Genomic DNA, 14,817 nt, shown 5'->3' on the forward strand with positions numbered 1-14,817 from the left:
AAGTGTACCGCTATTCGCCAGGGTTATAAACGGCTGGGTGATGCATCACGATCAGATGGTCAGAATCTGCCGGCAGCCCGTCAGGCTTTACGTTTTCCAGACGCAGAACGTTCCCCATAATTTCGCTGAAAACGGGCGCGGAAACGGCCCCGCCGTAATAGGCACCGTTTTGCGGATCGTTAATCACCACCACCAGCGCAAAACGGGGATCGCTGGCAGGCGCAACGCCTGCGGTATAGGCGACGTATTTATCCACATACTTACCGTGTTCATCGATTTTTTTGGCCGTCCCGGTTTTTATCGCCACGCGATAGTTACGCACCGCCGCTTTGATTCCACCACCGCCGGGTAATGCGACGCTCTCCATCATGTGCTCCACCTCGTGAACAATTTCTTCGGGCATCACCCGCTTGCCAATCACCGGCGGATCGATTCGGGTGATGGACAGAGGCCGTTCAATGCCATAGCTGCCGATGGTGGCATACACATGCGCCAGCTGGAGGGGGGTTACCATCAGGCCATATCCAAAGGCAAAGGTCGCCCGGTCTAACTGGCTCCAGAATTTCCGCTGCGGCAGTAAACCTGCGCTTTCTCCCGTTAAGCCAAGCCCGGTACTCTCGCCAAAGCCAAAGTGTTTATAGGTATCCAGTAACCGTTGCACAGGCATCGCCAGCGAAAGACGGGACACGCCCGTGTCACTGGATTTTTGCAGGATGCCGGTCATCGTCAGCTCGGGATAGTAGCCCACATCGCGGATACGATGGCCATCAATGGTGTAGGGATGCGTGTCTATGACGCTGTCAGGCTGTACCAGCCCCTGCTGTAGCGCCGTCATCAGCACCAGAGGCTTAACGGTAGAGCCAGGTTCAAAGGTGTCGCTGATCGCGCGATTGCGAAAATCATCCAGCGTTGCCCCTTCCCGGTTGTTGGGGTTGAAGTCGGGGAAGCTCGCCATTGCCAGAATTTCGCCCGTCTGGATATTAATTAGCACCGACGCGCCTGACTCAGCTTTGTTCCACGCCACGGCATTATCCAGCGCGTCTTCGGTGATAGTTTGCAGGCGTTCATCGATACTAAGCTGGATATTATGTGCAGGTACGGGAGCCACCTCCGTGAGGTTCTCCACCACATGTCCGTAGCGATCTTTCCTGACCAGCCGCACGCCTGCCTTCCCGGTAAGCTGCGTGTTGAAGCTTTTCTCGACACCCTCAATGCCCTGACCATCAATATTGGTGAAGCCAATCAGGTTCGCCGCCACGTGCCCGGCAGGATAAAAGCGGCGGGACTCATCGCGAAGGTTGATACCCGGAAGACGCAGCTTATCGATCCACTTTGCCTGGGAGGGATCAACCTGACGGGCAAGGTAAATAAATCGCCCGTGCGGGTTACTGTTGATTCGCGATGCGAGCGTGCTCAGAGAAAGGTGTAAGGCATTTGCCAGGGCCTGCCAGCGCGAATCATAACCGATCCCCCCTTTTTCAAGCACTGTTTTGGGATCGGCCCAGACGGCCTGGACAGGTACGCTCACCGCAAGGGGTCGTCCTTCACGGTCCACAATCATCCCACGCGGGGCGTCTATCGCCACTTCGCGCAGGGAGCGCATATCCTCCTGCTTAACCAGATTATCCGGTTTGATAATTTGCAGCCACGCCACGCGGCCCAGCAAAAACGCAAGACTACAAAAGATAGCGAGACACAGAAGTGCAAAACGTGCCGGAGTAAAGTTTCCGGTGGTCGTTATTGTCTTTTTTTTCACCTTAACCCCAGGGCTGTTGATCAACGCCCTGATTTAACGGGAAAAGCGGATAAGAAGGCGGGAAAACAATGCTAATATTCTCGCGGGTTTGCAACAAGATAATAACAGCGGAGGATTACGTAATATTTTGAAAAATAAGCGAATAAAAAAGCCCCGCATCGGCGAGGCTTATGTCTGGGATCGAAGCGCTGAGCGCTTCAGTCAGCAGTGATTCGATCAGATAGCAGTTACGTTAACCGCAGCTGGGCCTTTCTGGCCATCCTGAATTTCGAACTCAACGTTCTGGCCTTCAGCCAGAGTTTTGAAGCCGTTACCCTGGATTGCAGAGAAGTGTACGAACACATCTTTGCTGCCGTCAGCAGGAGTAATGAAACCAAAACCTTTAGACTCGTTGAACCACTTAACTTGACCTTTAATCTTTGCCATTTGCAAAATTCCTTAGAGTGTTTTCTTAGCCCGCAGGCTTTGACTTAGATAAAACTGAGACATTACTGCTTGAGGCACTAATATAAGGTTCGGCAGAGAAGCGGTATTCAACGACAACGTGTTTACTCAGGACTTCTTTACTGAAAATGCCACACATAAACAGAACTGTACCTCGTTTGACCCAAAACGTGTTATCACACACAACGTTTAATATGGCAAGCCATTTTTAAACATGTCTCGATCCGCCGCACAAATTCAGGTGTTACTCCATAACAATCTGCACAGTTATGCGAATTGTCAAATGAAGCGCTACCTGACCTCACTGCCCGCAGGGTGCGTTGACGCGCCCTGTAATCAAAGACTTTTTAAACATAGCTCAATCATTTCAAAGCGTCCATCCCAATCCCTGATTTTCTTTAAAAGAATGACTGAGTTAGAACATTTTGTGAAAAGTTATGCTGAAAACATTGCAACGCACCGACATGTGTCAGGGAATATACGATGTTAATTACATTTTGCTAATTGTATTAAAATCCACCATTTAATTAGCGTTATTCTGCACCAAAATAATGAAATTTTTATGACTCTGCCTCAAAACAAGGCAAGCAAAACGTTTCGATAAAAATAAAACACTTCGGGAAAGATAAAACACACAATTTATTCAACGAAACGGTAATTATCGAATAAGGATAAATATTCACCAGTTTTCAGTATGCTGAAACAATAGTTAACTGCTGCTTAATTATATGTTGGGATGTTGTGGATCACATTTGATAAGGGAGGGGATTTACGCCGTACGTCAGGCCACCTCCCTTTCCGGGCAAACTATCGTTCGGCTACCAGGCGAATGAAGTCTTCCTCGTCCTGTTGTTGAGCAACAGCGTCCTTAGGTACCGCTTTCTCCTCCGGCTCGTTGGCTTCGCACAGACGACGCAGCAACGCATTCTGCCGTTTCTGCTGATCGAGCAATGCTTCCAGCAGTTCAATCTGCTCGTTTGTGCGGGAGCTGGCGCGGTTAACGAAGAACCACAGTACCAGCCCAACGACCAGCACCACCAAAGACATTACCAGGGATGCAATGCTCAGCAGCCCCGAATTCAGTAACTCACCCATTTCACCACCTCAGTAAAAACAGTCATTTTACCACTGCCGCCACGTAAGGACATCACTCAGCGTAAAAATGGCCTCTACCAGGGGATAAACTTATTGATTGAACAAATGCCGCTAAAGAATTGTACATCCTGATCGCACATCACATTGATAGTCTGCGTCCACAGCACCACACAAGCTATCAACACTATAATCAGAATTACCCAGCGTATTTTTTTCACTCCACACTCCGTCTTAAGACCTGATGCAGCCAGGTTATCACGGTTATCTTAAACAGGGGCTAACTGTACCTTCAACAGACGCTTTTCGGAATCGTGCACTTGTTTCACTGCGTAAACCCGTTACGCTTACTCCATGACAACAAAGAAAAAAGAGGCAACGATGCGTTTACTTATTCGTACAGTAATTGTACTGGCCATTGTGTGGATCGGCCTGTTATTAAGTGGGTACGGCGTATTAATGGGAAGCAAAGAAAATGCCGCGGGTCTGGGTATCCAGTGTAAATATCTTACCGCCCGGGGGGTAAGTACGGCGCAGTACATTCATTCCGACAGCGGGATCATCGGGTTAACCAACTGTCCTGTGCTGCGTAAATCATCTGATGTGATTGATAACGGTTAATCAGCGTTGAATTTCGCTTACTAGAACGCCGCACTGTTGCGGCGTTTTTATTGAAAGCGTCGATCAGAACGGATAATCGTTATAGCCCATCTGCTCTGAAATTTTGCGCGCTGCGGTATGCAGGATCGCCACATATTCATGTAGACGCTCTTCAGAGAAACGCAGCGTTGGGAACGAAATGCTGAGGCCCGCAATGACAACGCCGAAGCGGTCAAATACCGGCACACCGATGCAACGCAGCCCCTCTTCCTGCTCTTCGTTATCTTCCCCGTAACCCTGCTCACGCACGTTATCCAGCACGCTCAGCAGTTCATCCGTACTGGTAATGGTGCGGTCGGTGCTGCGTTTGTACTCCACCCCGTCAAGGATCTGCTTCACCTCTTCGCGATCGCGCCAGGCCAGCAGTACTTTACCAATTGCGGTGCTGTAGAGCGGGTTACGACGACCGATGCGTGAATACATGCGCAGGTTGTACATGGAGTCAATTTTGTGGATGTAAACAATGCTGTCTTCATCCAGCGCACCGAGGTGAATTGTCTCTTTCGTCAGTCGTGAAAGTTCACGCATCTGAATGTCAGCGCTGCGGATCAGATCCACGTTTTGCAAAGCGCGGGCGCCCAGTTCAAACAGTTTCAGCGTCAGAGAATATTTTTCTGATTCTCCTTCCTGCGCGACATAACCCAATGATTTCATCGTCTGCAAAAAGCGATAAACGGTGCTTTTCGACATCATCACACGCTGCGACAACTCTGTAATACCAATTTCACGCTCTTCTCCGAGCGCCTGCAAGATGCCAAACACCTTCAGCACGGAAGAAACAGAATCTGGCTGCTTATCCAAATCTGCGATTGCCATTTATCACCTCATGGAGAGTGTTTTATAAAAATCAGAACCGGTTTTTATTATAAATTCGTGTGATGCGTGCTGCAATCTATCTGGGTTTACTTCGTTACAAATCTGCGACATAAAACCGAAATAACGATGCTAAAATAGTTACTCTGAAAATAATTTCACGCTGAGTCATTCTTTTCCCATGCAAAAAAACGTTTCTGATGGCCTGCCCTTACCGCAGAGGTACGGGGCAATTGCCACTATTGTCATCGGTATTTCGATGGCTGTCCTTGACGGTGCGATTGCCAACGTTGCTCTTCCTACCATTGCAAAAGACCTTAATGCTTCTCCCGCAAGCTCCATCTGGATTGTGAACGCGTACCAGATAGCAATTGTGATTTCCCTCCTGTCACTCTCTTTCCTGGGCGATATGTTTGGCTATCGCCGTGTTTACCAGTGCGGGCTGGTGGTCTTTACCCTCACCTCGCTCTTCTGTGCCCTTTCCGATTCACTGCACACCCTCACCCTGGCGCGTATCGCGCAGGGCTTTGGCGGCGCGGCGCTAATGAGCGTGAACACGGCCCTCATACGGCTTATCTATCCTCACCGCCACCTGGGGCGCGGCATGGGCATTAATTCCTTTATTGTGGCCGTGTCGTCCGCTGCCGGGCCGACGATTGCCGCCGCCATTCTGTCCGTTGCCTCGTGGCAGTGGCTGTTTGCCATTAATGTGCCGCTGGGTATTGTGGCGATCTTCTTCGCCCTGCGCTATCTTCCGGAAAATGGTCCGAAAAACACCATGCCGCGTTTTGACCTGCCCAGCGCCGTGATGAACGCGCTGACCTTTGGCCTGCTGATTACCGCGCTGAGCGGATTTGCTCAGGGGCAGTCTCTGTCGCTCATTGCCGCAGAAATCGTTGCCATGCTTATCATCGGATTTTTCTTCGTACGACGTCAGCTGGCGCTGCCCGTGCCGTTACTGCCGGTGGATTTGCTGCGTATTCCGCTGTTTTCGCTATCCATTTGTACCTCCATTTGCTCGTTCTGCGCCCAGATGCTGGCGCTGGTTGCGCTGCCGTTCTTTTTGCAGAGCGTGATTGGCCGTTCGGAAGTGGAAACAGGCTTGCTGCTCACGCCCTGGCCTCTGGCAACCATGGTGATGGCCCCGCTGGCCGGTTACCTTATTGAGCGCGTTCATGCCGGGCTTCTGGGGGCGATTGGGCTGGTTGTCATGGCGGTGGGACTGTTTGCACTGGCGCTCCTGCCCGCCTCGCCAGGGGATCTGGATATTATCTGGCGCATGATCCTGTGCGGGGCCGGTTTTGGTCTGTTCCAGTCCCCTAATAACCACACGATTATCACCTCTGCCCCACGTCATCGCAGCGGTGGCGCCAGCGGGATGCTGGGCACGGCAAGACTGTTAGGGCAAAGCACCGGGGCCGCACTGGTAGCCTTGATGTTTAACCTGGCCGGGCAGAATGCGACACACGTTGCGCTGATTACCGCAGGGACACTGGCGACCCTCGCGGCTGTCATTAGCGGTCTTCGTGTCACCCAGCCAAAGGCGCAGGCATAAAAAAACCGGGCGGAGAAGGACTCCTGCCCGGTTGTTTTCAACCCGATTACGTTACTTCAGATATTCGCCGCTACGCAGCGCTTCAATACGTTTATCCAGCGGCGGGTGAGACATAAACAGCTCGCTCAGCGACTTTGACTTGCCGTTGATGCAGAAGGCCATCATGCTGTTTGCTTCCTGCGGCTCGTAGCTGGTTTTAAGACGTTGCAGCGCAGCAATCATCTTTTCACGACCCACCAGTTTCGCGGAACCGGCATCCGCATGGAACTCACGATGACGGGAGAACCACATGGTAATAATGCTTGCCAGGATACCGAACACCAGCTCCAGCACCATTGAAACAGCAAAATAGATCAGCGGGTTGCCGTTGCTCTCTTCACCCTCATCACGGTTGCCACCCATAAACCCGGCAGCAATCTGCGCCAGAATACGGGAAATAAAGATAACGAAGGTGTTCACCACGCCCTGGATCAGGGTCATGGTGACCATATCGCCGTTGGCGATGTGGCTGATCTCGTGAGCAATAACCGCTTCCGCTTCGTCACGGCTCATGTTTTGCAGCAGACCGGTGCTGACGGCCACCAGGGACGCGTCACGACGCGCACCGGTAGCAAACGCGTTGATATCCGGCGCGTGGTAGATGGCTACCTGTGGCATGGCAATGCCTGCCTGCTTTGACTGCTGAGCAACCGTGCTCATCAGCCACTGCTCCATATCGTTACGCGGTTGCTCAATAACTTCACCGCCCACGGATTTCAGTGCCATCCACTTCGACATTAGCAGTGAAATGAAAGAGCCACCGAAACCAAACAGCAGCGCCATAATCAACAGACCCTGAACGCTGCTCGACTGAATTCCCGTCAGGCTTAGCACCAGCCCGAATACCACCATCACCGCCAGGTTGGTGAGCAGGAAGAGCGCGATTCGCATCATAATATTCTTTTAACCTCAGTTTAACAAAACGCACTATGCGATTACCCACATCGTATGGGTATTACGGCTATTTTCAAGCATCCAGACGGCGTAAGTCACCAGAAAGACACAACTTTACACAATTGGAAATCTGCCTGACGGAAGGATGAGGAACAAAAAGAAACAGGCACAATTTCTTGTGCCTGTTGGGGGATTATTTTGTCGGAGCAGGTTGCACAGCAGGTTTCTCTTTTTCCAGCTTCGCGAGATCAAGCGCGATATGCACCGTCTCGTCCAGATACGGATCGGGCTCCTGGTAATCCTTAGGCAGATCGTCCAGTTTTTTGAGCAGAGGCTTGCCTTCACGTTTGAAGCGATCGTTGATACGCGCCAGACGTGTCGCGTCATCTTCATTGTTCTCTTTCTCACGCTGAGCGTAGTTCAGAGACACAATGTTCCGTTTTGCTTTCAGGGCGTTGAAACGCGCGATGTCCTTCATGATGTACTGGAATTCCGGATCCTTCCCGATGCGATCGTTGTGATTTTTCAGCAGTTCCGGTCCGAACTGTTTCATATCACCCGATTTCACGAATGTCGCGGCATCAATGCTATCCCACGGCAGCGCGTTATCTTCAAACTTCTCGCCCGTTTCCGTCTCTTCGGTACCTGTCGGCATCATAATATCCGGCGTCACGCCTTTGCGCTGCGTGCTGCCGCCGTTGACGCGGTAAAACTTCTGAATGGTGTACTGTACTGAGCCCAGCGCCGGCCATTCAGGGCGCAGCATCTGGTCGTAAATACGGTTCAGAGAGCGGTACTGCTGAACGGTGCCCTTGCCAAACGTCGGTTCGCCGACGATTAACGCCCGGCCGTAATCCTGCATGGCAGCAGCGAAGATTTCCGATGCAGAGGCGCTGAAGCGATCGACAAGCACCACCAGCGGCCCCTTATAGTAGACCACACCATCGGTATCCGCATCTTCACGCACTTTACCGTTGTTATCGCGCACCTGTACCACCGGGCCAGACGGGATAAACAGCCCGGAAAGCGAGACGGCCTCGGTCAATGCCCCGCCGCCGTTGCTGCGCAGGTCAATGATCACGCTGCTGACATTCTGCTTTTCAAGCTTCTGAAGCTGCACTTTCACATCATCGGTCAGGCCGACGTAGAAACCAGGGATATCCAGAACGCCAACCTTCTCTTTACCCACGGTTTTCACCGACATTTTCACCGCGCGATCTTCCAGACGGATACGCTCACGGGTCAGAGTAACGATACGGGTTTTGGTCCCCTTACCGGCTGGCAGGATCTCCAGGCGAACTTTGCTGCCCTTCGGCCCTTTGATCAGCGCAACTACGTCATCAAGACGCCAACCAATCACGTCCACCATGCTCTTTCCGGTTTGGCCCACACCGACAATACGGTCGCCTACGCTGATCGCTTTGCTTTTCGATGCAGGGCCACCGGCCACCATGGAGTTGATTACGGTGTAGTCATCGTCCATCTGAAGCACAGCACCGATACCTTCCAGAGACAGGCTCATTTCGGTATTGAACTGTTCGGTGTTACGTGGAGAGAGATAATTAGTGTGCGGATCAATTTCGTGCGCAAACGCGGTCATCGCCAGCGAGAAAACATCTTCACTGTTGGTCTGCGCCAGACGGCGAATAGCGAACTTGTAGCGACGGTTTAACGTCTCACGGATCTCTTTCTCGTCTTTGCCTGTGAGCTTGAGGCTCAGTTCGTCATATTTGACTTTTCCATCCCACAGCGCATTCAGTTCAGCCTCGTCTTTCGGCCATGGCGCTTTGCTGCGGTCCAGATTAAAGGTGTCGTTGCCGGTGAAGTCCATAGGACGTTCCAGCACTTTCAGCGCGTATTGATAACGCTCAAAACGGCGCTTTTGCGATAAGTTGTACAGATCGTAGAACAGATCGAGTTTTCCGGAGCGCAGCTCATCACCCACTTCGGATTTGCGTTTAGCGAACTGTTCGACATCGCTGGCCAGCAGTACGTTATGGCTGTAATCCAGCAAGTTCAGATAACGGTCAAAGATTTTGGCCGAAAAGGCCTGATCGAGATCGAACTGACGATAGTGCGAACGAGTAAAGCGCGACGTCACGCGCTCACTCACCGTCGCGTGCTGAGTCTCTTCCTTGAGAACCGGAATTTGATCAACACGCGTAATATCGTCCACAGCGAAAGCGTGGCCTGTTATAGCAAACAGGCCAGCCAGCGCGGTGAGCTTAAAAAAAGTGTTCATGCCAGGCTCGGCCTCCGTTTCAGAACAACAAGTGTTCTGCGCGTACAATCATTGACATACCAGAAGTCAGCTGTACACGAACGCCATCTTTGGTGATTTCCAGTACGGTGGCGTCCATCGCGTTGTTACCCGCTTTCACCTTCAGAGACTGACCTACGCTCAGCGCATTGATGTCAGAAACCGGGGTGTGGCGCGGCTCTTCGCGCGGCGCACGTGGGGCTTTAGCTGCTGGTTTGTCAGCACGCGGTTTGCGATCGTTATTTTCAGTACGACGCGGTGCCGGGCGCGGTTTACGCTCGCGACGAGGGGCGTCTTCCTGACCGTTTGCCGCTGCGGCTTCGCGTTTTTTCGCCTGCTGTTCCGCACGCTGTGCCTGCACGCGAGCTTTGGCTTCTTCAAGCTGCTTACGCGCATGTTCTACGTGCTGCTCGTCCAGCTCACCGCACGGGTTGCCGTCAAGGTCGACACGGGTCGCACCCGGCTTGATACCGTACAGGTAACGCCAGCTCGAGGTATAAAGGCGCAAGGCAGAACGAAGCTGCGTTTTGCTGAGGTTCATCTCCCCCTCAACGCGCGCGACCAAATCCTGAAAGATACCGACTTTCAGAGGACGCGCTTCACCTTCAGCGCTGAAGCACTGCGGGAAACGCTCGGCCAGAAATGCGATAACTTCTTTACTGCTATTCAACTTAGGTTGATTTTCCATGAAATTTCCTGATTACAACGGACGTTGCCAACAAGCGCAGGCATGAACAGGCGACATTATAATGACGCTATCAGTAAATGCTACGTTATCCGTTGATTATCCTGCGACGCTCGCAAAGAATTTATGATAATCGGTCTCTGCCAGAACATTTTCCAGGTTTGCGGCCAGCGCGCGCAGCCCCTGCTCATCCTCGGCAGTAAAGCGACTGAAGACCGTGCTGTCGATATCCAGAACGCCAATAATCTGATTTTTAACCACCAGCGGCAGTACGATTTCAGAATTGCTGCTGGCATCGCAGGCGATGTGGCCGTCAAACGCATGAACATCTTCGACACGCTGAACCTGACGGGTCGCCACTGCGGTACCGCACACGCCGCGACCTACCGGGATACGCACGCAGGCGAGTTTCCCCTGGAAAGGCCCCAGTACCAGCGTGTCGCCTTCCAGCAGATAAAAGCCCGCCCAGTTCACGTCAGAAAGGCGTTCGAACAGTAACGCACTGGTATTTGCCAGAGTGGCTAAGAAACTGGTTTCCCCTGCCATTAATGCCTTAAAATCGCGATTCAGATCCGCGTAGAATTCTGTTTTGTTCATTATTCAATCACTTAGTTATCTTACATAGTTACCGCATAGCCTATTAAAATAAGCATTAAATGCGCTCATGCTCAAGATGAATCCGTTCATGAGTTATTATAACTTTCAACAATACTAATCTGTGTGCGACTGATGGCCCTAAAAACACCCCAAATTACGCCGACACGAAAGATCGTTGTCCGTACGGTAAGCCAGGCTCTGTCCCGTGCACATTATCAGCGTTGTCCCCAGTGCGATACGCTTTTTATGTTGCCGAAGATGAAATCGCACCAAAGTGCTTTTTGTCCATGCTGCGATGCCAAAATTCGCGATGGCCGGGACTGGTCATTGACGCGTCTGGCGGCAATGGCGGTAACCATGCTGCTGCTGATGCCCTTCGCCTGGACCGAGCCGCTGTTAAAGCTATACCTGCTTGGCGTGCGTATTGACGCTAACGTGTTGCAGGGGATCTGGCAGATGACGCGCCAGGGCGATCCGCTTACGGCCGCCATGGTGCTGTTCTGCGTCGTCGGCGCGCCGTTGGTGCTGGTCGCGGCAATTGCCTACCTGTGGTTTGGCAACATACTGGGGATGAACCTGCGCCCCGTCCTGCTCATGCTGGAAAAGCTCAAGGAGTGGGTGATGCTGGACATCTATCTGGTGGGCGTCGGCGTGGCGTCTATCAAGGTGCAGGATTATGCATTTTTACAACCTGGCATTGGCCTTTTTGCGTTTATTTCACTGGTCCTGCTGAGTATTCTGACCCTGATTCATCTCAATGTTGAACAGCTTTGGGAGCGATTTTACCCGCAGCGTCCCGCGACCCGGCCTGATGACAACCTGCGCGTCTGCCTGGGGTGCCATTACACCGGTTTTCCGGATAAACGCGGGAGATGTCCGCGCTGCCACATTCCGTTAAGATTGCGACGCAACAACAGCCTGCAAAAATGCTGGGCGGCGCTTATCGCCTCCCTGGTATTTTTGTTCCCGGCCAACATGCTGCCGATCTCCGTAATTTATGTGAACGGCGCCCGTCAGGAAGATACTATCCTTTCAGGGATTATCTCTCTGGCGCACAGTAACGTGGGGGTCGCCGCCATTGTTTTCATCGCCAGTATTCTGGTGCCCTTTACCAAAGTGGTGGTGATGTTTACGCTGCTTATCAGCATACACTTTAAATGCGAACAAGGACTACGCACCCGCATCCTGCTTCTGCGATTCGTGACCTGGATTGGTCGCTGGTCGATGTTGGATCTGTTCGTGATTTCGCTGATGATGTCGCTCATCAATCGCGATCAGTTACTTGCTTTTACCATGGGACCCGCAGCTTTTTATTTCGGCTCTGCGGTGATATTGACTATTCTTGCAGTGGAATGGCTGGACAGCCGCTTACTTTGGGACGCACATGAGTCAGGAAACGCCCGCTTCGCCGACTGAAGCGAGAATTAAAACAAAACGCCGCATTTCGCCATTCTGGTTGCTACCTGTCATCGCGCTGATGATCGCAGGCTGGCTTATCTGGACGAGCTATGAAGATCGCGGAAGTACCATCACGATTGATTTCCAGTCTGCGGACGGCATTGTCGCCGGACGTACCCCCGTTCGCTTCCAGGGGGTGGAAGTGGGTACCGTGCAGGATATTTCCCTCGGCAAAGGGCTGAACAAAATTCAGGTCCGGGCAAGCATTAAGTCTGATATGCAGGATGCCCTGCGCGCCGAAACGCAGTTCTGGCTGGTCACGCCTAAAGCCTCCCTGGCCGGCGTTTCCGGGCTGGATGCGCTTGTGGGCGGTAACTATATCGGCATGATGCCCGGCAAAGGCGAGCCACAGGATCACTTTGTTGCGCTGGATACCCAGCCGAAATATCGGCTGAATAACGGCGATCTGATGATCCACCTCCGCGCGCCGGATTTGGGCTCGCTGAACAGTGGTTCTCTGGTCTATTTCCGCAAAATTCCGGTTGGTCGCGTTTACGACTACGCCATTAACCCGAACAAAGATGGCGTGACCATTGATGTACTCATCGAGCGCCGTTTTACCAACCTGGTGAAAAAAGGCAGCCGCTTCTGGAACGTCTCCGGCGTCGATGCCGACCTGAGCTTAAGCGGTGCGAAAGTGAAGCTTGAGAGCCTGGCGGCGCTGGTGAATGGCGCTATCGCCTTCGACTCACCTGCTGACTCCAGCCCTGCCGCCGCAGAAGATACCTTTGGCCTGTACGCCGACCTGGCGCACAGCCAGCGCGGCGTCATCGTCAAGCTGACCCTGCCGGATGCCAAAGGCCTGAAAGCCGGTTCGACCCCGCTGATGTACCAGGGTTTAGAGGTCGGGCAACTGACAAAATTAACCCTCAATGCGGGCGGCTCCGTTACCGGCGAAATGACGGTGGATCCGAGCGTGGTGGATCTCCTGCGGGAAAAAACGCGCATTGAACTGCGTAATCCGAAGCTCTCCCTCAGCGACGCCAGCATCAGTTCCCTGCTGACGGGAAGCACCTTTGAGCTGATCCCCGGTGAAGGCGCGCCGAACAAAAACTTTGTTATCGCCCCGGCGGATAAAGCCCTGCTGCAAAAACCGGGCGTGTTGACGGTTACGCTGAATGCGCCGGAAAGCTACGGTATCGAAGCCGGGCAACCGCTGATCCTGCACGGTGTGCAGGTGGGCCAGGTCCTCGAACGTAAGCTGACAGAAAAAGGGGTCTCCTTCTCCGCCGCCATCGATCCGCAGTACAGCAATCTGGTTCACGGCGACAGTAAATTTGTGGTTAACAGCCGGGTCGACGTGAAGGTGGGTCTGGACGGCGTTGAGTTCCTCGGCGCCAGCGCCAGCGAGTGGGTTAACGGCGGGATCCGCATTCTGCCGGGCAGCAAAGGTGCGCTGCGCGAGAGTTATCCGCTGTTCGCCAATCTGGACAAAGCCATTGAAAACAGCCTCGGCGACCTGCCGACCACCACGCTGACCTTAAGCGCTGAAACGCTGCCGGACGTCCAGGCAGGCTCCGTCGTGCTTTATCGTAAGTTTGAAGTCGGGGAAGTGATCACCGTTCGTCCTCGTGCAGACGCGTTTGATATCGAACTGCATATCAAGCCGGAGTACCGCAAGCTGCTCACGCCAAACAGCGTGTTCTGGGCTGAAGGCGGCGCGAAAGTGCAGCTCAACGGCAGCGGGCTGACCGTACAGGCGTCTCCCCTCTCCCGTGCCCTGCGCGGTGCGATCAGCTTCGATAACCTGAGCGGCGCGGGCGGCAACATGCGTAAAGGTGACAAGCGGATCCTCTTCCCGTCCGAAACCGCGGCGCGCGCAGTCGGGGGGCAGATTACCCTGCACACCTTTGATGCCGGTAAACTGGCTGAAGGCATGCCCATCCGCTATCTCGGCATTGATATCGGGCAGGTCCAGAAGCTGACGCTGATCACCGCGCGCAACGAAGTTCAGGCGACCGCCGTGCTTTATCCGGAATATGTGCAGACGTTCGCCCGGGCAGGCTCGCGCTTCTCGGTGGTTACGCCGCAAATTTCTGCCGCAGGGGTTGAGCATCTCGACACCATACTTCAGCCGTACATAAACGTTGAACCGGGTCGCGGCAACGCGCGTCGTGAATTTGAGTTGCAAGAGGCAACCATCACCGACTCCCGTTATCTGGACGGTCTGAGCATTGTGGTTGAAGTGCCGGAAGCCGGTTCGCTGGGCATCGGTACGCCGGTCCTGTTCCGCGGCATTGAAGTGGGGACAGTAACAAGCCTGACGCTGGGTAATCTGTCCGATCGCGTGATGGTCGGCCTGCGCATCAGCCAGCGTTATCAGCATCTGGTTCGCAACAACTCGGTGTTCTGGCTCGCTTCAGGCTACTCGCTGGACTTCGGCCTGACCGGTGGCGTGGTCAAAACGGGGACCTTTAATCAGTTCATTCGCGGCGGCATTGCCTTCGCGACGCCGCCTGGCACGCCTCTGGCGCCTAAGGCGCAGGCAGGTAAACACTTCCTGCTGCTGGAAAGTGAACCGAAAGAGTGGCGCGAATGGGGAACGGCGCTGCCGCGTTAATCTC

Annotated in this window: 13 protein-coding genes and 1 pseudogene; 4 read left to right on the forward strand and 10 right to left on the reverse strand. The window is 53.2% G+C overall.

Going from position 1 to position 14,817, the window contains the following annotated elements:
- Positions 1-10 precede the first annotated feature (10 nt).
- The 5 genes and pseudogenes from ftsI to mgrB form a co-directional block, all read right to left on the reverse strand.
- Positions 11-1,756, reverse strand: a complete 1,746-nt coding sequence (ftsI, locus tag ACOTXL_RS03155) for a peptidoglycan glycosyltransferase FtsI (protein ID WP_003859909.1) — start codon at positions 1,754-1,756, stop codon at positions 11-13.
- A 216-nt stretch (positions 1,757-1,972) separates the two neighbouring features.
- A complete protein-coding gene (cspE, locus tag ACOTXL_RS03160; RefSeq protein WP_001062678.1) occupies positions 1,973-2,182 on the reverse strand; it encodes a transcription antiterminator/RNA stability regulator CspE in 210 nt (69 codons plus the stop codon).
- A gap of 12 nt (positions 2,183-2,194) precedes the next feature.
- Positions 2,195-2,339 (reverse strand): annotated as a pseudogene (locus ACOTXL_RS03165) (DUF2627 domain-containing protein).
- A gap of 668 nt (positions 2,340-3,007) precedes the next feature.
- Entirely contained in the window at positions 3,008-3,295 is a 288-nt protein-coding gene (locus tag ACOTXL_RS03170; RefSeq protein WP_003859907.1) for a YebO family protein, read from the reverse strand.
- A 74-nt stretch (positions 3,296-3,369) separates the two neighbouring features.
- Positions 3,370-3,513 (reverse strand): PhoP/PhoQ regulator MgrB, encoded by a 144-nt coding sequence (gene mgrB, locus ACOTXL_RS03175; protein ID WP_003859906.1) that lies wholly within the window; start codon positions 3,511-3,513, stop codon positions 3,370-3,372.
- 160 nt (positions 3,514-3,673) lie between these two features.
- Between mgrB and ACOTXL_RS03180 the strand changes: the two genes are divergently transcribed.
- On the forward strand, positions 3,674-3,913 hold the full coding sequence (locus tag ACOTXL_RS03180; protein WP_003859905.1) for a YobH family protein: 240 nt from the start codon (positions 3,674-3,676) through the stop codon (positions 3,911-3,913).
- 63 nt (positions 3,914-3,976) lie between these two features.
- Here ACOTXL_RS03180 and kdgR read toward each other — a convergent pair whose 3' ends face one another.
- Positions 3,977-4,768 carry a DNA-binding transcriptional regulator KdgR gene (gene kdgR, locus ACOTXL_RS03185; protein ID WP_003859903.1) on the reverse strand — a complete coding sequence of 264 codons (792 nt, stop codon included), beginning with the start codon at positions 4,766-4,768 and terminating at the stop codon, positions 3,977-3,979.
- Positions 4,769-4,946: 178 nt separating this feature from the next.
- Here kdgR and ACOTXL_RS03190 point away from each other — a divergent pair, with 178 nt between their 5' ends.
- Complete coding sequence (locus ACOTXL_RS03190; RefSeq protein WP_023314330.1) at positions 4,947-6,320, forward strand: MFS transporter; 1,374 nt, start codon at positions 4,947-4,949, stop codon at positions 6,318-6,320.
- Positions 6,321-6,371: 51 nt separating this feature from the next.
- On the opposite strand, the gene htpX is transcribed toward ACOTXL_RS03190, so the two are convergent.
- The 4 genes from htpX to ACOTXL_RS03210 all read right to left on the reverse strand — a co-directional run bounded on the left by htpX (position 6,372) and on the right by ACOTXL_RS03210 (position 10,795).
- Positions 6,372-7,253, reverse strand: coding sequence for a protease HtpX (gene htpX, locus ACOTXL_RS03195; protein ID WP_003859899.1), 882 nt, complete (start codon positions 7,251-7,253; stop codon positions 6,372-6,374).
- A 193-nt stretch (positions 7,254-7,446) separates the two neighbouring features.
- Positions 7,447-9,495 carry a carboxy terminal-processing peptidase gene (prc, locus tag ACOTXL_RS03200; protein ID WP_003859896.1) on the reverse strand — a complete coding sequence of 683 codons (2,049 nt, stop codon included), beginning with the start codon at positions 9,493-9,495 and terminating at the stop codon, positions 7,447-7,449.
- 19 nt (positions 9,496-9,514) lie between these two features.
- Complete coding sequence (gene proQ, locus ACOTXL_RS03205) at positions 9,515-10,201, reverse strand: RNA chaperone ProQ (protein WP_003859895.1); 687 nt, start codon at positions 10,199-10,201, stop codon at positions 9,515-9,517.
- Positions 10,202-10,297: 96 nt separating this feature from the next.
- Positions 10,298-10,795, reverse strand: coding sequence for a GAF domain-containing protein (locus ACOTXL_RS03210; protein ID WP_006811006.1), 498 nt, complete (start codon positions 10,793-10,795; stop codon positions 10,298-10,300).
- A gap of 132 nt (positions 10,796-10,927) precedes the next feature.
- On the opposite strand from ACOTXL_RS03210, the gene yebS reads away from it, so the two are divergent.
- Together yebS and ACOTXL_RS03220 are read left to right on the forward strand one after the other, a co-directional pair.
- On the forward strand, positions 10,928-12,211 hold the full coding sequence (yebS, locus tag ACOTXL_RS03215; RefSeq protein WP_045350795.1) for a membrane integrity lipid transport subunit YebS: 1,284 nt from the start codon (positions 10,928-10,930) through the stop codon (positions 12,209-12,211).
- A complete protein-coding gene (locus tag ACOTXL_RS03220; protein WP_003859888.1) occupies positions 12,180-14,813 on the forward strand; it encodes a PqiB family protein in 2,634 nt (877 codons plus the stop codon). The genes yebS and ACOTXL_RS03220 overlap by 32 nt, the downstream gene beginning before the upstream one ends.
- Positions 14,814-14,817 lie beyond the last annotated feature (4 nt).

The organism is Enterobacter cloacae complex sp. IR5402 (assembly GCF_049238125.1).
GTDB lineage: Bacteria > Pseudomonadota > Gammaproteobacteria > Enterobacterales > Enterobacteriaceae > Enterobacter > Enterobacter hormaechei_C.